Source organism: Kribbella sp. NPDC050124 (assembly GCF_044460355.1).
In the GTDB taxonomy this organism is placed as follows: domain Bacteria; phylum Actinomycetota; class Actinomycetes; order Propionibacteriales; family Kribbellaceae; genus Kribbella.
The window spans coordinates 80,300-101,095 of sequence record NZ_JBITJU010000012.1; the positions used below are offsets into that span (position 1 = coordinate 80,300).

Consider the following 20,796-nt stretch of genomic DNA (forward strand, 5'->3'; position numbering starts at 1 on the left):
CTCAGAAGATCTCGATGCTGACCGGTGGGGTTGGCCAGGTGAAGGCTGTGGTTGCGGTGGTGAGGGCTTCGGGGCGGTGTTCGGTGACTCGGCCGGTGGCGGCGAACTCGGTGAGGGGGCGGCCGCCGAGGTAGATCGCGCCGAGGTCGCGAACCGACAGGGTGAGGTCGGCCGGGTCGTCGGTCTGGTGGCACTTCGCGGGGGTGGACGGGCCGTCGGCGGTCAGGCGGAAGCGGCCGGCGTTCGCGGGGATGAGGTCGTCGGTCACCTCGAACACCAGGTCGACGGGGGCGGCGTACCGGCGCTGGGCCAGCGCGCGGGGTACGTCGGTCACGCGGACCCACAAGGACTCGCTTACCCGCCGGTTCAGGGCGGTCGGAGTGGTGACGAGCTGCAGCAGCGGCTCGTCGACCGCGGCATGCCCGTACTCGAGCTTGGCGGCCAGGTCGAGGGTCAGCAGGTAGTGCCACAGCGCCCGGTAGGCGGCCGGCTCGATCGCGACCACTTCCTCGACCGAGACCTCGTTCGAGGGCCCGACCGGTTCCCAGTTCATCTTGCCGCGCCACAAGGCGTACCCATCCACGGCGCCGGTCTCGTCGCGGTGCACCACGATCTGCCGGGAGGTCTTCCCGCCGCGTGACTCCGGCTCGTCCTGCAGCTGTTGCTGCCAGCCGAGCTCGGATCGCCCGGAGACGCCAGGCCGTCGCTCCTGCAGTCTCTTCAGCAGCGGCGCGAGCTGCTCGACGGCATCCGCCGCAGCCAGCAGGCCGAACTCCCCAGGTCGCACGCGCACGTCCGGCGGTCCCACCCGGTGCAGATCAACCTCGTACGAGACGCCCCAAGCCGCCGGTCCATAGCCGAACCGGCCGTAGATGTCCGACTCGCTGGCCCACAGGACCGCGATCGCCTCCGGCACTTCGCGCAACTGCCGGGTGATCAGCTCGGACATCACCCCGCGCCGGCGGTGCGTCGCCCGCACCCCGACCCCGGTGACATGCGCGGCAGGCACCACCGCGCCCGGCACGGACAGATCCCTTGTCAGTGCGCGCGTCGTACCGATGATCTCGTCGCCATCGGTCGCAACGAGTGCGCGCTCGGGTTCGAACAGGGCCCGGCCCACGTCATTGCCGGCCGGGAGGTCGAACATCAGCGCCCGGGCGAACAAGGCCCGGAACTCCTCGTAGTCCTCACTCACAGCCGGTCGTACGGCGATCCGCTCGGTCATCCTCAGATCCTCACACGGCCCGCGGACACTTTCGCGGCATTTATCCGGACGCAGCCTCTTCAGACCGCTCCGCAGCCCAGTGGTCGAGCAGCTCGGCAACGCGGGACAAGACGTCGCGCGCGACCTCGTAGTCCTCGGGGCCGAACTCCGCCTCGAAGCGTTCCTCGAGGTCGCGGAGGTGTGCGTACCCGTCGGCGGCGACCTCGCGGCCGTGCTCGCTGTAGGTGACCAGCTTGGCCCGCCCGTCCTCGGGGTCGGGACGCATCTCGAGGATGCCGAGGCTCACCAGCTCGCGGATCACCTCGCCCATCGACTGCCGCGTGATCCCGGCTCGCACGGCCATGTCCGCCGCGCGCGAGCCGTCGATGCTGAGCGTCCCGAGGACGGCGTTGTGAGCCAGCTTCAGCTCCGGATGACCATCCTGGTGCCCCTGCCGGACCATGTCCGCCTGCAAAGCCCGGTTGGCCCGGTCGACGATGGCGATCAACGGCTTACGGCTGAGCCGGGCGAGTTCGACTCTTGACATCCGTAAGGATTCCTTTCAATATTTCGACAGGCATCCTTACAGTATCAGGAGGATCCATGGAACCCAAGGAGCTTCGCCCGATCGTCGCCGGCCTGTTCACCCGTGCCCGTCGCCGGACCGTCCAGGTCGCCGTGGAGCAGGAGTTCTTGGTGGCGGACAGCACCACCGGCGCCGTCGTACCGATCGAACGGGTTCGGCAGGCGGCCGCGGCTGCGACCGCCACGCCGTACGTCGGATTCGAGCCCGGCGGCCAGCTCGAGCTGAGCCTGCCGTGCACGACCGACCCGGTCACGCAGGTCTGCACGCTCACCGACGACCTCCAGCGTCACCTCGCCGCGGACCACATCAGCATCTACGCGCTTCCGGTCGACCCGCGGCCGGAGCACGAGGTCCCGCTGCAGCTCGTCACGCCGAGGTACGTCGCGATGCACCGGCACTTCGACTCGATCGGCCCCGCCGGGCGACGAATGATGCGTCGTACGGCGTCCACGCAGGTCTGCCTCGACTGGTGGCCGGGCCGCGCCGGCGCCGAGCAATGGCGGGTCCTCAACCTCGCAGGTCCGTTCCTCGCCGCCGCGTTCGCGCGCAGCTCCGGGCCGCACGGGCGGCTCACGACCTGGCTCGACACAGACCCGGCGCGGACGGGATTCGACGATCGCCTGCTGTACGGCGATGACCCGGTCGCGGCGTACACCGACTTCGCCGCCGGCGCCACCGTCTTCACGACGGGCGGTCCGGTCGAGCACCTCACCACACTGTTCCCGCCGGTCCGACCGCGGTCGACGTACCTTGAGGTCCGTTTCCTCGACGTGCAGGAGCCACATGCGATCGGTGAGGTGGTCAGCGCACTGACGAGTTTGGTGTACGACGACGATCGCCGGCGCACCGCATTGCGGGCACTCGAGCCGGAGCGTGCGCACCTGGCTGACCACTGGCGCTCGGCCGCTGCCGGTGACGCCGCCACCGCGGCTCGCGGTCACGAACTTGTTCCCGAAGTGGAGCTCGTCGCATGAACGGCATCCTGTTCGTCACCGACCCGCTCGCCGGGCTGCACGCCGAGATCGACGCCACGATCGGCCTGATGCACGCGAGCCAGGAGCTCGGCCTCGACGTGTGGTGCTGCCAACCGGAGGAGCTCGCCGTCGTGGACGGCCGGCTGCAGGCCCGCGCCCACCAGATCCGGCTGCGGCCGCGGTACCCGAGTGGCGCCGACCACCGCTGGAGCGTCGACCCGACCTGGTGGGACGAGGTCGAGCTCGCGATCGTCGACGTGGCCGGCTTCGAGGTGGTGCACCTGCGGATCGATCCGCCGGTCGACGATCGCTACCTGCACACGACGTACCTGCTCGATCTGGCAGGCACCCGCGTGGTCAACAGGCCCGATGGGATCCGCGCGGTCCACGAGAAGCTCGTCGCGCTGCGGTTCCCCGAGCTGTGCCCGCCGACGTACGTCGGTACGTCGGTCAGCGAACTGCGATCGTTCGTCGAGCGAGTCGGGACGGCGGTGGTGAAGCCGGTCGACGGGTTCGCCGGGCTGGATGTCTGGCTCGTCCACGACGACCAGACCGCAGCCACGCTGCTGGAGTCGGCGACGCGTGGCGGGCGCCGGCAGGTGATCGCACAGCAGTACCTGCCGGCCGTTGAGTACGGCAACAAGCGGTTGTTCCTGCTCGACGGCGAGATCGCCGGCGCCGTGCTGCGGCGGCCGTGCGCCGACGACTTCCGGATCGGACCGCCGGTCGCACCGGCCGCGATCGACGACGACGATCGGGCGATCGCTGACGCACTTCGCCCACTGCTGGTCCAGCACGGCCTGGCCATCGCCGGCGCCGACGTCATCGGCGGCCGGCTGATCGAGGTCAACGTGACCTGTCCCGGCGGCATGCACAAGACCGACGCCCTGCTCGGCACCCGGCTCAGCCACTCGATGGTGAGCCGCCTGATCACCCAGTACGAAGGAGTCCTCGCATGAGCACGTTGACGATTGTTTCGATGGCCCTAATGGGCATCCTGATCTTCCTGCTCGGCGCGAACGTCACCAGGCATCGCGCAATCCGCGGCGGCGGCAACCAGGCGCCGACCGATCCGGCCGACCCGCTGCTGATCGCGATCCGTGCCCACGGCAACGCGGCCGAGTACATCCCGACCATGATCGTCCTGCTGCTGGTCTGCTCCACGCTGACCGACAGCTGGCTCGTCGACGCACTGGCCGTCGCGGCCCTCTTCGTCCGGACCACACACGCCGTCGGCATGCTGACGTCGAAGTCGATGGCCTCCCACGGCCCACTCCGCGACATAGGGGCCCTAGGCACCTACATCGTCGGCATCACCATCGGCATCACCGCGATCGCCACCATCTGACGCCCCGCCCGCCGGCGTGCCCTGACGGTGGGCGGTGGGGGTGGTACCGGTGTGGGATCGGAAGGTTCGGGCGAAGTGTTGGCTGGAGCTGTAGCCGAGGGAATGGGCGATGGTGGTGATGGTGAGGTCGGTGCTGTCCAGGAGTTGGCGGGCGCGGTCGATGCGGCGTTCGTTGAGGTAGCGGTGCGGGGGCTGGCCGAGGTGGTCGGTGAAGAGCTCGGCCAGGTACGACGGTGCGAGGCCGACGCGATCGGCGAGCCGGCGGAGCGTCCAGCGTTGGTCGAACTCCTGATCCAGCAGGCGTTTGACGGTCCGCACCGCCGGGTGGATCGCGAGTTGCGGCGCGGCGGTCGGCGTCATCGCCCGGTTGACTGCGAGAACCAGGTGGTCGACCGCGAGACTCAGGCCGGTGTCGGCGTACTCGTACCGCGTGGTCAGCTCGCGCACGAGTTGCGCGAAGGCATACGCGAGCTCACCCGCCTCGCGATGCACCACGACCGCAGGCCAGTCCACGGCCAGCGAAGGGTGCCGCCGTACGACGGGATCGAGGTCGACCGCGGCGAAGTAGAAGTGATGGTTGCCCGACCGCCCGGCCAGGTGATGCTCGAGCTTCGGAGGTACGGCGAACAGGTGCCCGGGCTGCAGCAGATAGCTCTCCCCACCGGCGACCCACCGCGTGACGCCGTGCAACTGCAGGTAGATCTCCCAGACCGGGTGCTCGTGAGGCTCGATCAGGAACCGTTCCGGCACCCACTGCTCACCCGCATGCACGAGCCCGCTGACCGGGTCATGAACTTCGGCGTGGAAGCCCGCACGCAGCCCGTCCGGTCGACTCAGAGACACCTGAAGATTGTGTCCAGTCGCCTGAACATCGGCAACGCCTCGGCGGCCAGGTCCTCCCTAAGGTCGAGACATGCAGCCAGAATCTGATGACATCGACTTCTACCGCGAGCACGGCTACTGGATTTCGCCGGTGATCGTGCCCGCTGAGGTGCTCGACGCGGCCGAGCGCGGGATGGAGCGCTTCTACGCCGGCGACCACGACCACGCGCTGCCGGACGTTCCGGTGACTCGCGGATGGCAGCCGGCGGATGGCGACGTACTGCGCAAGAACGACTACGCGTCGCTGCGGGTCGACGAGTTGGCGGCGCTGGTCCGGCACCCGGCCATCGCCGCCACGGCAGCCGCGCTGTCCGGTGCCGACGGCATCCGTCTGTGGCACGACCAGCTCCTTCGGAAGCCGGTCGACCGACCGGGCGGGTCCGCGCGCGTCGGGTGGCACACGGATCGCCAGTACTGGCAGTCCTGTACGGCGGACACCATGCTCACCGCCTGGGTCGGGTTCCACGACGTCGACGAGGTCAACGGCGCGGTCTCGTTCCTGCCCGGCAGTCACCGGTGGGACGTGACGGGTCTCGACTTCTTCTCCCAGGACACTGCATCCCTCGACGCGGCACTCGTTGCCCAGGATTTCGACCCAACACCCTTCACACCACGAATGCGCCGTGGCCAGGTCAGCTTCCACCACTGCCGTACCGTCCACGGCAGCTCCCCCAACCGCGGCACCGAGCCCCGCCGATCGCTGGCCATCCACCTCCAGCCCACCACCAACCGCTGGCGCCCCGGCGCGTCCCACCCCAACGACGCCCTCGTCCGCACCGACCCGGAAACCAACGGACCCGACTACACCGACCCCGCGATCCAGCCGCTGCTCTGGCCCCGTTAGCAACAAACGGTCTGCCGCGTTCATCAAGCTCGGTAGAAGGGGTGGTGGCGAGATGATCAAGGCGATCGGGACAGCAGCGGTGCTGGTGGCAGGAATCCTGTCACCAGGTACGGCGACAGCCGCGGAGTCGGCGAGTTGTGCCATCGGAGTCGGGTCGGTGACCGCGACCGGAGACCACACGTCGCAAGGGGTCGTCGCGACCTTGCCGCCGGACACGAGCGGTCGCGACGTCTTCGCGCCCGGGTTCTTCACGCCCGGCCAGGTGAAGCTCAGCAGTTCGGCCGAGGTCCTGGGCGACGGATTCGGCGGCATCTCCGCCAACGGGTACGTCGTCATCGGCGACGGGCTCTACCGGTTCGGATACCATGCGGCGAACAACACGGTGAACGGCGGCGTGACCCGGATCGGCGGCGGCTGGGCCGGCTACGTCGCGCTGGAGGAAGCCGAGTATCAAGGACCGACCCAAGCCGGGATCAGCAGGCGGAACACCTACGCTCTCCGCAGCGACGGCACGCTCTTCCGCTGGACGATTGTCAACGGCGCCTGGCAGAACCGGGTGTCCGCGCCAGGCTTCGCCGCGGTCAAGTCGATGGTTTTGATCAGCAAGGCCGCGACGTACGACACGTTCCTCGCGAACACCCACGGCGGTGCGCTCTACACGATCCACGTCCCGACCACGGCCCCGATGAAGCCGGTCGTCAAGCAGGTCCGCAGGCGGACCTGGCAGGGGTTCGAGGCGTTGCTGGCGGAGAAGTGCGGCCTGCACGGCACGCTGCTGCTCGGCATCGACAAGGACACCCAGAGCGGCTATCTGTACGCCGTCGGCCGCGCCACCGGCACCACCACGGTCATCCAGTCCCGCGGCAAAGTCCCGGTGACCTTCGGCGACCCCGTCTACTTCCGCTGGAAGGACCCGGGCGCGCCGCTCAACGGGGAGTGATCAGCGGACGGCGGGAAGGTCGCCGGTCGACTCGGGATCGAGTCCGGCCGGCGACTCGGGGGCCGGTGTGTGCTCGGCCTCCTCGAGCTCGATCTCTTCCTTGAAGACGAACTTGCGGTAGGACCAGAACCGGAACAGCGTGCCGAGACCGAGGCCGATCACGTTCGCGGAGATGTTGTCGGCCAGCCAGCTGTGCAGGTCCAGCACGTAGCGCGAGAAGCCGAGGCAGGCGGCCGCGATCAGCAGGCCGATCCCGTTCAGCACAAAGAACAGCACGTACTCACGGTGCAGTCCGGAGCGCTCCCGGTGCCGCCAGGTCCAGTGCCGGTTGCCCAGGTACGTCGCGACGGTGGCAGCCGTGACCGAGATGACCTTCGCGGTCAGTGGCTTGTGGTGCAGCATGCCGACTCCGGAGTCGGCGATGACCAGCGGGTTGTTGAAGACCAGCCAGTTGTAGATGGGCAGGTCCACCGCCATGCCGAGCAGGCCGACCAGACCGAACTTGGCCACTTCGTGCACCAGGTGCTCGACCTGGCGGTACAGCGTGGTGACGAGCTTCAACGGTCTCCGGAACCTTCTGTGATCACACCGCGACGGGGAGGGCAGCTTCCCACGGTACCCGGCGACTGGTCCGACTCCGAAATCGCCCGCGCGTCCCCGCGCGTCACTGCGGCCCGCTGCCACCCGCCTGATGTATGGACATTAGGCTCCAGGCTGTGAAGTTCGAACGCAACGACCTCCCCGTCGGTACGCCGGTCGTCGGCATGGTCGGCGGCGGCCAGCTGGCCCGGATGACGCAGGAGACCGCGATCGCGCTCGGCATCCAGCTCCGGGTGCTTGCCGAGGGCCCCACGGTGTCGGCCGCCCAGGCGGTGGCCGACGCGCCCGTCGGCGACTACCGCGACCCGGAGACGGTACGGCGGTTCGCCGCCGAGTGCGACGTGGTCACGTTCGACCACGAGCACGTCCCGACCGACCTGCTGCACGCACTGGAGTCCGAGGGCGTGAAGGTCTTCCCGGGCCCGGACGCCCTGGTGCACGCCCAGGACAAGGCGGTGATGCGCAGCCGGCTGGACACGTTCGACGCGCCCGCACCCGCTCACCAGCTGGTGGAGTCCCCCGCGGACGTCGAGGACTTCGCCAAGCGGATCGGCGGCTTCCCGGTGATCCTGAAGACCACCCGCGGCGGGTACGACGGCAAGGGCGTCTGGTTCGCGGACGGCCCCGACGACGAGACGGTCGCGGCCGCGTTCGGCAGCGGCGTGCCGATCCTCGCCGAGGAGAAGGTCGACTTCGTCCGCGAGCTGTCCGCGATCGTGGCCCGGTCGCCGCACGGCCAGGCGGTCGCCTACCCGATCGTCGAGTCCGTGCAGAAGGACGGCATCTGCGTCGAGGTCACCGCACCCGCGCCCGGTCTGGCCCCGGACAAGGCCGCCCAGGCCCAGCAGACCGCGCTGAAGATCGCCGGCGAGCTCGGTGTGGTCGGCGTCCTCGCGGTCGAGATGTTCGAGGCCCGCGACGGCCGCCTGCTGGTCAACGAGCTGGCGATGCGCCCGCACAACACCGGCCACTGGTCGATCGACGGCGCCGTGACGTCGCAGTTCGAGAACCACCTCCGGGCCGTGCTCGACCTGCCACTCGGGTCGCCCGCCGCGCGAGCGCCGTACACGGTGATGGTCAACGTGCTCGGCGGTGACGTCGAGGACATGCACCGCGGGCTGCTGCACTGCATGGCCCGCGATCCCGGGCTGAAGGTGCACTTCTACGGCAAGTCCGTGAAGCCCGGACGCAAGGTCGGCCACGTCACGGCGTACGGCGACGACCTCGAGGACGTCCGTGAACGCGCCCGGCACGCGGCCGCGTACCTGACCGGCACCATCGACGAGTAAGGACTGCGGCATGAGTGTGGGAATCGTGATGGGGTCGGACTCGGACTGGCCGACGATGAAGGCGGCGGCCGAGGTGTGCACGGAGTTCGACGTGCCGTTCGAGGCGGACGTCATCTCCGCGCACCGGATGCCGGCCGAGATGATCGAGTACGGCCGGTCGGCGCACGAGCGCGGGCTGAAGGTGCTGATCGCCGGCGCCGGCGGTGCCGCGCACCTGCCGGGCATGCTGGCGTCGGTGACTCCGCTGCCGGTGATCGGCGTACCGGTGCCGCTGAAGTACCTGGACGGGATGGACTCGCTGCTGTCGATCGTGCAGATGCCGGCCGGGGTCCCGGTGGCCACGGTGTCGATCGGGAACGCCCGCAACGCGGGCCTGCTCGCGGTCCGGATCCTGGCCGCGTCGGACGAGAAACTGCGCGACCGGATGGTCGCGTTCCAGGAGTCGCTGGCCGACCTCGCCCGGGCCAAGGGGAGCACGGTCCGTGATGGCGCCGAACAACTCCGTAAAGGCTGATCACAGCCTGTTTTCCACCAGGCCGAGCCGGGTAGTCGTGAGATCCCAACCGCCGTCGTCTAAGGTCATGGATCGTGACTCCGCCCGCTGAATCGGACACGCAGCGCATCCCGGTCCGGTACTGGATCTGGCTGTTCGGTGCCGCCGTGTCCTTGCTCGGCGACCTGACGATGACGTTCGCCATCGGATGGTCGGCCACCCAACACGGCGGCCGGGTCGCCGGGTTGGTCCTGCTGCTCGCCGCAGCGCCCCGGGCCGCCCTGCTGCTGGTCGGCGGCGCGGTCGGCGACCGGTTCGGCGCACCCCGCGTGCTCTTGGTCAGCTGTACGGCGATGTTCGTCGTGACGGCCGCCTTGGTCCCGGTCACACTTGCGGCCGGCGAGCCGATCTGGCTGCTGCTCGCACTGGCCTTGGTGGTCGGCGTGATCGACGCGTTCTTCCTGCCGTCGTCCCGCTCGATGCCGCGCCTGCTCGTCCCGCCGGAGCAGGTGCCGCGGGCACTGGCCAGCTTCCAGGTCACCGGTGTCGTCTTCGCCGTCAGCGGTACGGCGGTCGGCGGTGTGCTGGTCAGCTGGGCCGGGCTCGCCGCCGCGTCCGCCTTCGACGCGCTGACCTTCGGCGTGATGATCGTCGTACTGGTCCTGCTCGGGAAGACGATCGCTCCGCCCGGCCAGATGCCGACCGGGATGCTCCGGTCGATCGCGGCCGGGATCAAGGTCGCGTTCGGGCGGCCGCTCACCCGGGCGTTGCTGATCACGATGACGGTGGCGGCCGGCCTGCTGATGCCGCTGGACGCGCTGCTGTTCCCGCTGCTGGCCCGGTCACACGGGTGGGACGCGAAGACCGCGGGCCTGCTGGTGGCCAGTCGAAGCCTGGGAGTCGGGGTGATCGCGCTGCGCATCCTGATGCGCGGAGCGTTCCCGCGGCCGGGAATCTTCGCCGCGCTAGGTCTGCTCGTGGCTGCGGCGGGGCTGCTCGGCCTGGCGGTCCTGGACCCGCTGCCGCTGGCCTTCGCCGCCGGTGTGCTCAGCGGGATCGGCGTCGGGACGTTCACCGGTCACGTGCTGCCGCTGCTGATGAACTCGGTCGAGCGGGATTACCAGTCCCGGCTGCAGTCGGTCGTGGTGCTCTGCCAGAGCCTGGCCCTCGTGGTGATGAACCCGATCCTCGGCACCCTCGCGGACCTGAACAGCGTCGGCATCACCGGCGTCTGCCTGGGGATCTCGGTCGCCGCCGCGCTGACGGGCATCGTCGTGCTGACGAGACCCGTCCTGCGCAGCGCGACCGTTGCGTAGGACCTAGTGTCCGCGGGGCACTAAGGCTTGCCGGGGGCCCGGTAGGTCCAGCCGGCGGCACGCCAGCGCACCGAGTCCAGCTGCAGCCGGGCGTCGACCAGCGCGGGGGTGTCGACGACCTGCTTCAGGCTCACCGGGTCCAGCTCGCGGAACTCGGGCCACTCGGTCAGGTGCAGTACGGCGTGCGCACCCTGGCAGGCCTCGAGGACGGACGAGGCGTACCGCAGCGTCGGGCGGACCTTGCGGGCGTTGTCCATCGCCTCCGGGTCGTAGACCGTGACGTTGGCGCCGTGCAACTGGATCCGTCCGGCGATGTCGAGGGCGGGTGAGTCGCGGACGTCGTCCGTACCGGCCTTGAAGGCGGCGCCGAGGACGGTCACGTTCCGCCCGACCCACTCGGCGCCGAGCACCTCGTGCGTCAGGTCGACGATCCGGGCCCGGCGGTGGTGGTTGATGTCGTCCACCTCGCGCAGCAGCGTGATCACCTCTTCGACGCCGAGCTCACCGGCGCGGGCCATGAAGGCGCGCAGGTCCTTCGGCAGGCAGCCGCCGCCGTACCCGGGGCCGGCGTTGAGCATGCCGCGGCCGATCCGCTTGTCGTACCCGAGCGCGTCCGCGAGCTGGGTGACGTCGGCCCCGGTCGCGTCGGCCATTTCGGCGAGCGCGTTGATGAACGAGATCTTGGTGGCCAGGAACGCGTTCGCGCCGCCCTTCACCAGCTCCGCGGTCGGCCGGTTGCAGACCACCACCGGCGAACCCTCGGCGATCGGGATCGCGAACACCTCGCGCAGCCGGGTCTCGGCGGTCGCGGTCTCGACCCCGAACACCAGCCGGTCCGGGTGCAGCGTGTCGTCGACGCCGTGCGCCTCGCGCAGGAACTCGGGCTGCCAGGCGACCTCGACCGCCGTACCGGCCGGGGACTCGGCGTGGAAGCGGTCCTCGACGGCTTGCGCCGTACCGACCGGGACCGTCGAGCGGCCGACGACCAGGGTCGGCCGGGTGAGCAGCGGGGCGAGCATGCTGACGACGCCGTTGACCTGGGACAGGTCGGCTGCCTCGGCGCCCTCCTGCTGAGGGGTGCCGGCGCAGATGAAGTGCACGTCCGCCCAGTCCGCGATCTGCCGGTAGTCACTGGTGAACCGCAGCCGCCCGGAGTCGGTGTGCCTCTTCAGCAGCGGGTCCAGCCCGGGTTCGTACAGCGGGGCCTTGCCGTCGTTCAGCAGCTTCAGCCGGTGCTCGTCGATGTCGACTCCGATCACGTCGAAACCGAACTCGGCCATCCCGGCGGCGGTGTTGCAGCCGAGGTAGCCGGTGCCGATGACGGCGATCCGCAGTGGTCGGGGTGTCGCGTCAGTCATGCCCGGGACTCTACCCATCGTGGTTATCGGCCGGTGACCGGCTCATGGCCGGCACGTGCGCTGTTGGTCACTTTCGGCGTACGACGTCCTCCGCCCACGGGTTGTTCGTCGTACAGTGCAACTCGTGAGTAACTCTTTCGAGCTGTACGCGCTGTCCGAGGAGCACCAGGCGATCCGGGCGGCGGTCCGCGACGTCTGCGACGCCAAGGTCGCCCCGCACGCCGGTGACGTGGACGAGCTGGCCGAGTTCCCGAAGGCGTCGTACGACGCGCTGAAGGCGTCCGACTTCCACGCCCCGCACATCCCGGAGCAGTACGACGGCGCCGGAGCGGACGCACTCGCCACAGTGATCGTGATCGAGGAGGTGGCCCGGGCCTGCGCCTCGACCTCACTGATCCCGGCCGTCAACAAGCTCGGCTCGCTGCCGCTGCTGCTGTCCGCCTCCGAGGAGGTCAAGCAGAAGTACCTGCCGCCGGTGGCCGCGGGCGACGCGATGTTCTCCTACTGTCTGTCGGAGCCCGAAGCCGGCTCGGACGCCGTCTCGATGAAGACCCGGGCGGTGCTCGACGGGGACCACTACGTGCTGAACGGCGTGAAGCGGTGGATCACCAACGCCGGCGTCAGCGACTACTACACCGTGTTCGCGGTCACCGACCCGGACGCGCGGTCCAAGGGGATCAGCGCGTTCGTGGTGGAGAAGGCCGACGAGGGGGTCTCCTTCGGTGCGCCGGAGAAGAAGCTCGGCATCAAGGGGTCACCGACCCGCGAGGTGTACTTCGACAACGTCCGGATCCCCGCCTCCCGGATGATCGGCTCTGAAGGCACCGGTTTCAGTACGGCGATGGCGACGCTGGACCACACCCGGGTCACGATCGCCGCCCAGGCGCTCGGGATCGCCCAGGGCGCCCTCGACTACGCGCTCGGGTACGTCAAGGAGCGCAAGCAGTTCGGCCAGGCGATCGCGGAGTTCCAGGGCCTGCAGTTCATGCTCGCCGACATGGGCATGAAGATCGAGGCGGCCCGCCAGCTGACGTACGCCGCGGCCGCCCGCTCCGAACGCGGTGACGCCGACCTCACCTACTTCGGCGCCGCCGCCAAGTGCTTCGCCTCCGACGTCGCGATGGCCGTAACCACCGACGCCGTCCAACTCCTCGGCGGCTACGGCTACACCCACGACTACCCGGTCGAACGCATGATGCGCGATGCCAAGATCACCCAGATCTACGAAGGCACCAACCAGGTCCAGCGCATCGTCATGGCCCGCCAACTGCTGAAAGGCCTCGGCTGAGGAGGTTCGTCCTACTTCGCCGGCTTGCGACGTGGGGTGGCGGACTTCCGTCTGGCGGGCCGGAGCTTGGCTGCGGTCACGTCCTCTTGGGCCATCCGCCGAAGTGCGCCGAGCATCGCGTCGCCGAGGACCCCGGTCACCACGACGGCTCCGGCTCGGTTGTCCAGGCCTTCTCTGGCCAGCATGAGGTCCACCTCGTCCTCGGCCAACTCGTGGGCCGCGGCCGCGTAGCGATCGAGGAGTCCGAGGACGTCGTCGTACCCCAGTCGCTCGAGCGTCTGGATCGTCGCGGCGAGGACCGATCGGGCCGGGTGCTGGTCGCGCACCTGCCAGCCGAGCCGGTCGAGCAGGTCCTGTACCTGTGCCATCGCCTCTGACCCGTCGGACGGGGACAACTCGCGCACCAAGGAGTACTGGACGAGTCCGAGGGTGGCGAACTCGTCTCCTTCCTTGGTCTCCAGGTGACGGAAGAGCCTGCCGACGGCCGCGATCGGCATCTCGCCCACCTCCACCATGGCGCGGATCAGGGTGAGACGCCGGACGTGCGAGTCGTCGTAGGTGGCCTGGTTCGGGCTGGTGAACTCTCCCGCCGGCAACAGGCCTTCCCGGATGTAGTAGCGGATGGTGGGGATCGGCACCCCGGAACGCCGGCTGAGTTCCGTCATCCGCATCTCTTCGACCTCGCATCTCCCGCCGACTCGATGACGAGTGCGACTACACGTAACAGTGAGCCTCACTCTAGGTGTGTCGTGCGGGCATCGACCGTACGGGGTGACCGAGCAGGGCGCCGAGATACCACCGTCCTTGATGGGGTACGACGTTCGTCGCGGCCGGATCGAGGCCGGTGTGCAGGTGTCGTGGGTGGCCGGCCCGGTCGAGAACCAGCACTGCACCGGTGAGCGGATCCTCCTCGTTCACGAAGAGCGAGTTCGGCAACCGGATCATGATCTCCCGGCCCAGTCTCGTCGGCAGGACGAGCGAGTCGAGGGCGCTCGTACGGTCGTAGAGCGCGACGAGCACCGAGCCGTCGGCGTCGAGGTTCATGCCGTCGGGGATGCCGGGCAGACCGTCGACGAGCACCTCCGTCGTGCGGTCGTCGAACGCGTACCGCAGGATGCGGTAGCGGGTGGACTCGGCGATCCACAGTGCGTCCTCGTCAGCGGTGAGCGCGACGCCGTTCGGGAAATACAGGTCGTCGAGAACCTGCTCGATCCTGCCGCTGGCCAGGTCGTAGCTCAGCAGTCGACCGGTTGGGCGCCCATCGATGAAATCGGGCATCAGGTACGACGGCACGTCGCCGAGCGTGGTCGTGTTGTAGCGCGAACTCGAGTCGGTGAACCACACGACGCCATCCGATCCGATGACGAGATCGTTCGCGAACAGGATCGGCTCACCGGCGGCTTGGTCGGCCAGCAGGGTCACGGTGCCGTCCGGGGCCACGGATTGCAGGCCCTTGCCGTGGTTCGCGACGATCAGGTTCTGCTTCGCGTCGAACGCCAGACCGAGTGGACGCCCACCGACTTCGGCGAATCGCTCGGTGGTGCCGTCCGGACGAACCCGCCGGATGCTGCCGTCCCGGTCGCCGAGGTGAACGACGCCGGCACGATCGATCGCGATGTCCTCCGGGCCGTACGGCGAATCGGTGGTGATCGGTGTGGCGACGGCGGGCGATCGCAGGTCCGCGGCGATCTCGAGTGCCGGCCCGGGGTTCCAGGTCTGGGGCCGGAAGTCCCCGACCGGCGGCGAGACGGCGACGAGAAAGATGCCCAGGGCAAGCAATGGAACGAGCGCGATCCCCATGACCACGGTCAGCGCCACCCGGCGAACCCGTCGGCGCCGGGGAGGCTTTCCGCGGTTCACGGCGCCACGTTCGCGGCCGGGCTCCGGACGGCGGAGCGAGAGCCTACGACCGTGGTCGCGATGATCACGACCAGGACCGCGATCGAGACGAGGTCGAAGCCCTGGATGAACGCGCTGGCCTGTTCCTGCGCCTCCGGACGCGAGAACGTCAGCGTCAGCGCGACGCCCTTCGACAAGATCACCCCCGCCGCGATCGGCAGCCTCACGTCACGCCGGAACGCTGCCCACACCAAAGCCGCACCCGCCAGCAACTGAAAGACGCCGCGATGCTGCAGAAGGGTGAGCACCATCGGCTCGGGATCGACGATCCCGTAGCTCTCGAGCTGCTCCGGCTGGAACAACGCCAGCACCGGCACCGCGGTGAACAGCCCCATGACGACCAGCGCGACCCGCGTCGCCACCTCGCCGACTCGACCTCTCATGGCAGGCTCCCATACTGTGAAACGTGTAGTGACACTTCACACTACACATAGCAGCACTTGGGACGCCAGGTATCGGGTCAGGTTTCAGGCCGGTGGCGTACAGAGCGGTAGTTCGAAGCTCCAGCAGATTGTCATGGGATTGAGGTATTCGACCCCGGCCACGAGTTCGCCGTCGCGCCAGTCGAAGCGGAAGACGTAGACGTTGCGATAGGGCCTACCGGTGGCGGTGACGAAGTCGCCACGCGCCTCCACCATCGACGTTCGGCCGTCGACGGTCACGCGCTCGTCAACGAAGTCGACCGTCTTGATCAGGTCCTGCAGCTCCCCGGAGAAGTACCCGATCACAGCGTCCTCGCCGACGTGCCGAGTGGCGTCGTTGTCGTTGTCGCCGGTGAGAGCCATCGGGTTCGACCAGGTCACCGACGAGGCCATCAGCGACCGGATCGCCGGCATGTCCTGCCGCTCGAGGGCGTCAAGAAGCGCGTACGTCTTCTGCTTGGTCGTAGCCTCGACCCCGTTGTGGGGACCCTGCACCGCGAAAACCGCAGCACCGATCGTGGTAGCCAGAGCAGTGGGGATTGCCAGTAGCGAGAGTTTCATGTTCATGCCCTTCGTGTGTTGAGGTGATGAGCCGGACGGTGGTCCGGCCGGTCTTGCCGTCGCCCCGGCCACCAGTTGGCGCGCCCCATCAGCTGCATCGCGGCCGGCACGATGATCGAGCGGACCACGGTGGCGTCGATCACCACTGCCAGCGTCAGCCCGATCCCGATGGTCATGACGAACAGCGAGGTGGCGGCGAAGCCCATGGCGGCGAGCACGACGACCATCAGCAGTCCGGCGCGCGTGATGACGGAACCGGTGCTCTGCAGGCCGATCCGGATGGAGCGCCGGTTGTCACCGGTGGCCCGGTACTCCTCGTGGATGCGGCTCACCAGGAACATCTCGTAGTCGGTGACCAGACCGAAGGCGATGGTGATGATGACAGCCAGGCCCCACACGTCGGTCGTGCCCACCAGGTGGAAGTCCAGCACGCCCTGGAAGCCGCCCTCCTGGAATCCCCAGATCACGAGGCCGAGCGAGGCCCCCAGCGAGAGGAAGGCGACGACGACGGCCTTGAGCGGCACGATCACCGACCGGAAGCAGATGACGAGCACGACCAGGGTGGACAGGCCGACGAAGACGAGTGCCCACGGCAGTGCATCGGTTGTCGCCTCGTTGTTGTCGAGGCTGGTCGGCGGGGTGCCGTCACCGCCGACGAGGACCTCGTCGGCGCCGGCCGGGGCGTCGAGTGCCCGGACGTCACGCACCATCTGCAGGTTGTGGGCGTCGTCCACCTCGCCCCGGAAGTCGACGGTCACCCAGGTCAGTTCGCCGTCGGCGCGGTGGACGACAGGATCGGACGCCCCTTCCACGCTGTCTACGGCTCGCAGGTAGTCCGAAAGGGCTTGCTCCTCCACCGGGCCGGAGATTGCGATGTCGAACCGGGATTCGCCCGCATGGCCCGGGGCGAACTCCTCGGCCAGGATCACGGGAACGACCTGCGCCTCGTTGTCTTCGGGCAGGTAACGGTGGTTGGTCAGGCCCGGCTCCAGCGCGAGCAGTGGGGCCGCGGCGGCCAAGAGCGCCAAGAGGCCGCCGGCCAGCCACGGGAGGGGCCGCCGGGTGACAGAGCGGGCCAGCGCGGCCCACGCCCGGTCCTCCCGGGTGACGGCGCCGGGCCGGCGACGCAGCCTGCGAGGACTGAGCGCGTTGATCCGGTGGCCGAGCACCGCCAGCGTGGCCGGTAACAGCACGAGCGCAGCGAGGATGTTGAAGAGGACGACCGTGATGCCGGCCCAGCCGAACGAGTGGGAGATCGGCTGCGGGAAGAACAGCAGCCCACAGAGTCCGATGACGACGACCAGACCGGAGAAGGCCACCGTGCGCCCGGCCGTGTTCATCGTCGCCGTGAGCGCTGCGCTCACGTCGCCATGGCGATCGAGTTCGGTGCGGAACCGGCCGACGACGAAGAGCCCGTAGTCGATGGCCAGGCCGAGGCCGAGCAGCGTGGTGATCTCCATGGCGAAGATCGAGATGTCCGTGACGTACGTCAGGCAGCGCAGCAGCACCATCGAGCCAATGATCGCCAGGATCCCCAGGCCGACAGGGAGGGCGGCGGCCACCAGGCCACGGAAGGTGATCAGCAGCAGGACCAGCAGGATCGGCAGCGAGATCATCTGGGCGGTGGCCAGGCTTTCGGTGGCCTGCTCCTGGAGGTGGTACACGCTGGTGGACCCGCCAGCGGTGTAGGTCTCCAGTTGACTGCCGTCAGCACGGACCAGGCCCTCGATCTCGCCGTACGACTCGAGGCGTTCGGTGGTGTCCGCACCTTGCAAAGTGATCGTGACGATCGTGGACGACCGGTCCTCGGAGACGAACGCGGCGCGCTCCTCCGCGGTGAGCTGCGGGCTCCAGTAACTGGTCGAGGAGAGGACCTCGGACTCCGGCAGCCGGTTGAGCGCCGCTGTCACAGCCTGTTCGAAGGCCGGGTCGTCGACCGTCAGTTCGCCGGTGGGGTCGGTGTAGACCGCCACCGAGTCCAGGTCACCCGGCTGGTGCCCGAAGTGGTTCTCCAGCAGCACGGTGGCGCGGGCGGACTCCGCGTCCGGTGGCTCCAACCCGTCGGTGATCATCGAACCGAAGACCCCGATCCCCCACGCGCCACCGAAGACCACGAACACGGCTGCCGCGATGAGGATCAAGCGCCTGCGCACGTAGGCGAAGCGCCCCAGCCAAGCAAACACGGAGAGACCTCCTGAATGAGTTGTCACACGTCGCGGGCTCATGCCGCCTGGAGGCCGCCGTCGATCGAGAGGATCGTGCCGGTGACGTAGGACGCCCGGTCGCTGAGGAGCCAGGCGGCGGCCTGGGCGACTTCGTCGGGCTCGGCTGCACGACGCAATGGGGTGCGCGCGTTGAGCTGGTCGAGGACACCGGGTGACAGCTCCTCCCAGCCGCGGACCATGTCGGTCAACGTGGTGCCAGGAGCGATGGCGTTGACCCGGATGCCCTCCGGGCCGTAGGTGATCGCCGCCGACTCGGTGAGACTGTTGACCGCCCGCTTCATCGCGCCGTAGGCGGGCAGCGGGGCGTTGCCTCTGAGGCTGCCGACGGATGAGTTGTTGACGATGGCACCCGTGCCGGCGGTTGCCCGGATGGCTGCGATCTGGGCGACCATCGCCGCCCACGTGCCCTTGAGGTTCACGGCGTACAGGTGGTCGAAGTCGACCTCGGTCGACTGGTCCATGGGACTGGGCGGCACAGCGGTCGCGCCGTTGTTGAATGCGACGTCGAGGCGTCCGTACAGGTTGACGGCGCGCTCGACGGCGGCACGGATGCTGGACCCGTCGGCCAGGTCGCAGACCGCGTAGTCGGCGGTGCCACCGGCTGCCCGGACCTCCTCGGTCACGGCCTTGAGCTGTGCCTCCGTCCGGGCCGCCAGCAGGACCCGCGCGCCTTCCTGGGCGAACAGCCGCGCCGCGGCGGCGCCGATGCCCCGGCCGGCACCGGTGATGAAGGCGACCTTGCCGGCCAGTAGGCCATGAGCGACGGGTGTGGGGGCATCGGTGATCGGTGGAATGTCCATGGCAGCGAGCCTGCATTCGGGCTCAGGGCCGATCCAGGCACAAGTCGTACCTGGATGGCGCGGCGGCACCTGCGCACACTGGGGACGTGGACAGACGAGAGCTGGCCGACTTCCTGCGCAGCAGGCGCGAACGCATCGCCCCTGACGACGTGGGGCTGCCCGCCGGGCGGCGCCGCCGTACTCCGGGGTTGCGCCGCGAGGAGGTGGCGCAGCTGGCGTTCATCTCCACCGAGTACTACACGCGGCTGGAGCAGGCCCGTGGCCCGCGTCCGTCGCGTGAGGTACTCGCCGGTCTGGCCCGGGCCCTTCGCCTGTCAGATGCCGAGAGCAACCACCTGCATGAGCTCGCCGGCGCCCCGCGCGCACAACCGGCAGGGCCCCCACGCGAGGTACGGCAGAGCATCCTCGACCTTCTGCGGCGGCTGCCGCACGCCGCGGCGATCGTGCTGTCCGCGACCTATGAGGTGATCGCCTGGAACGACCTGGCGACCGCCCTCCTGGCGGACTTCTCCGCTCTGACCCGGCACGAGCGCAACCTTCTGCGCGCTGCCTTCCTCGCACCCCAGTCGCGGGAGCTGCCGTACAGCCTCTCCGATCCGGAGGCGTTCGCCCGCGCCGCGGCCCGGGACCTGCGCGCCACAGCCGCCCGCTATCCGGGAGACCCCGAGGTAGCCACCCTGGTGGGCGACCTCCTCGCCGGCAGCGCGGAGTTCACCCGGCTGTGGGCCGACCACGACGTGCACCCCGGGCCGGCGCTGCGCAAGACCGTCAACCACCCGACCATCGGTCCCATCACCGTCAACTGCGATGTCCTCGACATCACCGACCAGGACCAACGAGTCGTGATCTACACGGCCGAGCCCGGCTCTCCGGCGGAGGAGGCGCTACGACTGCTCTCGGTGATCGGCACACAGCGTATGGACGTGCCCGGCTGAGTCGAGGTCAGCGGCGGTCGTTGTCGTCTGAGCTGAAGAGGGTTTCGGAGTCAGGCTCGGGGTTCGGGCGGCGGCGCATGTGTTCCGGGGGCTCTTCGTTGTCGAGGATGCCGTCGCCGGGGCGGCCTTCGGGGCCGCCGAAGAGGAGGTCGGACATCTGCAGGTGGACGTGCTCCACGTGCGGTACGTCGGGCAGGACCACCTGACCGCGTTCGCCGGCGGACTCGATGTGCAGGGTGCCGCAGCCGAGGATGCGGTCGATCAGGCCGTGCTCGTAGGAGACGTCGTTGATCCGCATCAGCGGGATGTCGCGGCCGGTCCGGGTGAGGATGCCGTGCCGGGTGATCAGACGGCGGTTGGTCAGCGTGTAGGTGGAGAAGAACCAGTTCAGGAACGGTTTCGCGGCGAATGTCAGCAGCACCACCACGCCGACCGCGAGGACCGCGATCCGGGCCGGCGTCTGGAGGCTGCCGGACGGCACGATCGCGGCCACGAAGCCACCCACGCCCGCCACCACGAGCAGCACGAACACCGGGAAGATCAGCGCCTTCCAGTGCGTCCGGGTGCTGACGACGACGTACTCGTCCTCACCCAACAACTTCGCCGAGATCGCCATGGTCCCAGTGTCACAGTTCCCGGGTTCGCTTGTCCCGTCCCGGCACCACAGCCTTTCCGCCCAGTGGTTTAACTCTTCACAAAATGCATACAGTGCGCCAGTATGCGCGAGGAGTAACTACTGGGGCAGAGAAGGAGCCGTGATGGCCATTCTGTCGGTACTCGACCGGGAGCACACCGTTGCTCCGCCGGGCTACAGCCGCTGGCTGATCCCGCC

General features: G+C 69.0%; 22 protein-coding genes. 10 read left to right on the forward strand and 12 right to left on the reverse strand.

Annotated features, from left to right (window positions below; translation table 11 throughout):
- Position 1: 1 nt before the first annotated feature.
- Positions 2 to 1,225, reverse strand: a complete 1,224-nt coding sequence (locus tag ACIBL3_RS26140; RefSeq protein ID WP_396356193.1) for a GNAT family N-acetyltransferase — start codon at positions 1,223 to 1,225, stop codon at positions 2 to 4.
- A gap of 40 nt (positions 1,226 to 1,265) precedes the next feature.
- Complete coding sequence (locus ACIBL3_RS26145; RefSeq protein ID WP_396356194.1) at positions 1,266 to 1,751, reverse strand: MarR family winged helix-turn-helix transcriptional regulator; 486 nt, start codon at positions 1,749 to 1,751, stop codon at positions 1,266 to 1,268.
- A gap of 56 nt (positions 1,752 to 1,807) precedes the next feature.
- Between ACIBL3_RS26145 and ACIBL3_RS26150 the strand changes: the two genes are divergently transcribed.
- The 3 genes from ACIBL3_RS26150 to ACIBL3_RS26160 are packed head-to-tail and all read left to right on the forward strand — an operon-like array spanning position 1,808 to position 4,112.
- Positions 1,808 to 2,764 carry a glutamate-cysteine ligase family protein gene (locus tag ACIBL3_RS26150; protein ID WP_396356195.1) on the forward strand — a complete coding sequence of 319 codons (957 nt, stop codon included), beginning with the start codon at positions 1,808 to 1,810 and terminating at the stop codon, positions 2,762 to 2,764.
- A complete protein-coding gene (locus ACIBL3_RS26155) occupies positions 2,761 to 3,723 on the forward strand; it encodes a hypothetical protein (RefSeq protein ID WP_396356196.1) in 963 nt (320 codons plus the stop codon). Before ACIBL3_RS26150 ends, ACIBL3_RS26155 begins: the two co-directional genes overlap by 4 nt.
- On the forward strand, positions 3,720 to 4,112 hold the full coding sequence (locus ACIBL3_RS26160) for an MAPEG family protein (protein WP_396356197.1): 393 nt from the start codon (positions 3,720 to 3,722) through the stop codon (positions 4,110 to 4,112). The genes ACIBL3_RS26155 and ACIBL3_RS26160 overlap by 4 nt, the downstream gene beginning before the upstream one ends.
- Here the strand turns inward: ACIBL3_RS26160 and ACIBL3_RS26165 are convergent.
- Entirely contained in the window at positions 4,056 to 4,955 is a 900-nt protein-coding gene (locus tag ACIBL3_RS26165) for a helix-turn-helix domain-containing protein (RefSeq protein WP_396356198.1), read from the reverse strand. The two genes, ACIBL3_RS26160 and ACIBL3_RS26165, sit on opposite strands and share 57 nt — an antisense overlap.
- Before the next feature lie 70 nt (positions 4,956 to 5,025).
- On the opposite strand from ACIBL3_RS26165, the gene ACIBL3_RS26170 reads away from it, so the two are divergent.
- Both ACIBL3_RS26170 and ACIBL3_RS26175 read left to right on the forward strand, forming a co-directional pair.
- The gene (locus ACIBL3_RS26170; RefSeq protein WP_396356199.1) at positions 5,026 to 5,838 is read left to right on the forward strand and encodes a phytanoyl-CoA dioxygenase family protein; all 813 of its coding nucleotides are present in this window, start codon (positions 5,026 to 5,028) and stop codon (positions 5,836 to 5,838) included.
- A 52-nt stretch (positions 5,839 to 5,890) separates the two neighbouring features.
- A complete protein-coding gene (locus ACIBL3_RS26175; protein WP_396356200.1) occupies positions 5,891 to 6,778 on the forward strand; it encodes a hypothetical protein in 888 nt (295 codons plus the stop codon).
- Here the strand turns inward: ACIBL3_RS26175 and ACIBL3_RS26180 are convergent, their stop codons facing one another.
- A complete protein-coding gene (locus ACIBL3_RS26180) occupies positions 6,779 to 7,339 on the reverse strand; it encodes a GtrA family protein (RefSeq protein ID WP_396356201.1) in 561 nt (186 codons plus the stop codon).
- A 155-nt stretch (positions 7,340 to 7,494) separates the two neighbouring features.
- Between ACIBL3_RS26180 and ACIBL3_RS26185 the strand changes: the two genes are divergently transcribed.
- The 3 genes from ACIBL3_RS26185 to ACIBL3_RS26195 all read left to right on the forward strand — a co-directional run bounded on the left by ACIBL3_RS26185 (position 7,495) and on the right by ACIBL3_RS26195 (position 10,476).
- Positions 7,495 to 8,667, forward strand: a complete 1,173-nt coding sequence (locus ACIBL3_RS26185) for a 5-(carboxyamino)imidazole ribonucleotide synthase (protein WP_396356202.1) — start codon at positions 7,495 to 7,497, stop codon at positions 8,665 to 8,667.
- Between the two features lie 10 nt (positions 8,668 to 8,677).
- A complete protein-coding gene (purE, locus tag ACIBL3_RS26190) occupies positions 8,678 to 9,181 on the forward strand; it encodes a 5-(carboxyamino)imidazole ribonucleotide mutase (RefSeq protein WP_396356203.1) in 504 nt (167 codons plus the stop codon).
- A 74-nt stretch (positions 9,182 to 9,255) separates the two neighbouring features.
- Complete coding sequence (locus ACIBL3_RS26195; RefSeq protein ID WP_396356204.1) at positions 9,256 to 10,476, forward strand: MFS transporter; 1,221 nt, start codon at positions 9,256 to 9,258, stop codon at positions 10,474 to 10,476.
- 20 nt (positions 10,477 to 10,496) lie between these two features.
- Here ACIBL3_RS26195 and ACIBL3_RS26200 read toward each other — a convergent pair whose 3' ends face one another.
- Positions 10,497 to 11,834: a UDP-glucose dehydrogenase family protein gene (locus tag ACIBL3_RS26200; RefSeq protein WP_396356205.1), complete on the reverse strand. Its 1,338-nt coding sequence runs from the start codon at positions 11,832 to 11,834 to the stop codon at positions 10,497 to 10,499.
- Between the two features lie 124 nt (positions 11,835 to 11,958).
- Here ACIBL3_RS26200 and ACIBL3_RS26205 point away from each other — a divergent pair, with 124 nt between their 5' ends.
- Positions 11,959 to 13,122, forward strand: a complete 1,164-nt coding sequence (locus ACIBL3_RS26205; protein WP_396356206.1) for an acyl-CoA dehydrogenase family protein — start codon at positions 11,959 to 11,961, stop codon at positions 13,120 to 13,122.
- An 11-nt stretch (positions 13,123 to 13,133) separates the two neighbouring features.
- Here ACIBL3_RS26205 and ACIBL3_RS26210 read toward each other — a convergent pair whose 3' ends face one another.
- From ACIBL3_RS26210 to ACIBL3_RS26235, 6 genes are all read right to left on the reverse strand, one after another.
- Positions 13,134 to 13,787 (reverse strand): MerR family transcriptional regulator, encoded by a 654-nt coding sequence (locus ACIBL3_RS26210; RefSeq protein WP_396356207.1) that lies wholly within the window; start codon positions 13,785 to 13,787, stop codon positions 13,134 to 13,136.
- A 73-nt stretch (positions 13,788 to 13,860) separates the two neighbouring features.
- A complete protein-coding gene (locus ACIBL3_RS26215) occupies positions 13,861 to 14,940 on the reverse strand; it encodes an SMP-30/gluconolactonase/LRE family protein (RefSeq protein ID WP_396356208.1) in 1,080 nt (359 codons plus the stop codon).
- Between the two features lie 38 nt (positions 14,941 to 14,978).
- Positions 14,979 to 15,404, reverse strand: a complete 426-nt coding sequence (locus ACIBL3_RS26220) for a hypothetical protein (protein WP_396356209.1) — start codon at positions 15,402 to 15,404, stop codon at positions 14,979 to 14,981.
- Between the two features lie 84 nt (positions 15,405 to 15,488).
- Positions 15,489 to 16,010: a nuclear transport factor 2 family protein gene (locus ACIBL3_RS26225; RefSeq protein WP_396356210.1), complete on the reverse strand. Its 522-nt coding sequence runs from the start codon at positions 16,008 to 16,010 to the stop codon at positions 15,489 to 15,491.
- Positions 16,007 to 18,187, reverse strand: a complete 2,181-nt coding sequence (locus ACIBL3_RS26230) for an MMPL family transporter (RefSeq protein ID WP_396356212.1) — start codon at positions 18,185 to 18,187, stop codon at positions 16,007 to 16,009. Before ACIBL3_RS26230 ends, ACIBL3_RS26225 begins: the two co-directional genes overlap by 4 nt.
- Positions 18,188 to 18,225: 38 nt before the next feature.
- Positions 18,226 to 19,029 carry an SDR family NAD(P)-dependent oxidoreductase gene (locus ACIBL3_RS26235; protein WP_396356213.1) on the reverse strand — a complete coding sequence of 268 codons (804 nt, stop codon included), beginning with the start codon at positions 19,027 to 19,029 and terminating at the stop codon, positions 18,226 to 18,228.
- An 86-nt stretch (positions 19,030 to 19,115) separates the two neighbouring features.
- On the opposite strand from ACIBL3_RS26235, the gene ACIBL3_RS26240 reads away from it, so the two are divergent.
- Complete coding sequence (locus ACIBL3_RS26240; RefSeq protein ID WP_396356214.1) at positions 19,116 to 19,964, forward strand: helix-turn-helix transcriptional regulator; 849 nt, start codon at positions 19,116 to 19,118, stop codon at positions 19,962 to 19,964.
- Between the two features lie 7 nt (positions 19,965 to 19,971).
- On the opposite strand, the gene ACIBL3_RS26245 is transcribed toward ACIBL3_RS26240, so the two are convergent.
- Positions 19,972 to 20,580: a PH domain-containing protein gene (locus ACIBL3_RS26245; protein ID WP_396356215.1), complete on the reverse strand. Its 609-nt coding sequence runs from the start codon at positions 20,578 to 20,580 to the stop codon at positions 19,972 to 19,974.
- Positions 20,581 to 20,796 lie beyond the last annotated feature (216 nt).

Coding starts and splice junctions, on each gene's coding strand:
- ACIBL3_RS26140 (WP_396356193.1), bottom strand. CDS start 1,225: ATGACCGAGCGGATCGCCGTACGACCGGCTGTGAGTGAGGACTACGAG.
- ACIBL3_RS26235 (WP_396356213.1), bottom strand. CDS start 19,029: ATGGACATTCCACCGATCACCGATGCCCCCACACCCGTCGCTCATGGC.
- ACIBL3_RS26200 (WP_396356205.1), bottom strand. CDS start 11,834: ATGACTGACGCGACACCCCGACCACTGCGGATCGCCGTCATCGGCACC.
- ACIBL3_RS26160 (WP_396356197.1), top strand. CDS start 3,720: ATGAGCACGTTGACGATTGTTTCGATGGCCCTAATGGGCATCCTGATC.
- ACIBL3_RS26155 (WP_396356196.1), top strand. CDS start 2,761: ATGAACGGCATCCTGTTCGTCACCGACCCGCTCGCCGGGCTGCACGCC.
- ACIBL3_RS26175 (WP_396356200.1), top strand. CDS start 5,891: ATGATCAAGGCGATCGGGACAGCAGCGGTGCTGGTGGCAGGAATCCTG.
- ACIBL3_RS26210 (WP_396356207.1), bottom strand. CDS start 13,787: ATGACGGAACTCAGCCGGCGTTCCGGGGTGCCGATCCCCACCATCCGC.
- ACIBL3_RS26245 (WP_396356215.1), bottom strand. CDS start 20,580: ATGGCGATCTCGGCGAAGTTGTTGGGTGAGGACGAGTACGTCGTCGTC.
- ACIBL3_RS26170 (WP_396356199.1), top strand. CDS start 5,026: ATGCAGCCAGAATCTGATGACATCGACTTCTACCGCGAGCACGGCTAC.
- ACIBL3_RS26150 (WP_396356195.1), top strand. CDS start 1,808: ATGGAACCCAAGGAGCTTCGCCCGATCGTCGCCGGCCTGTTCACCCGT.
- ACIBL3_RS26220 (WP_396356209.1), bottom strand. CDS start 15,404: ATGAGAGGTCGAGTCGGCGAGGTGGCGACGCGGGTCGCGCTGGTCGTC.
- ACIBL3_RS26145 (WP_396356194.1), bottom strand. CDS start 1,751: ATGTCAAGAGTCGAACTCGCCCGGCTCAGCCGTAAGCCGTTGATCGCC.
- ACIBL3_RS26225 (WP_396356210.1), bottom strand. CDS start 16,010: ATGAACATGAAACTCTCGCTACTGGCAATCCCCACTGCTCTGGCTACC.
- purE (WP_396356203.1), top strand. CDS start 8,678: ATGAGTGTGGGAATCGTGATGGGGTCGGACTCGGACTGGCCGACGATG.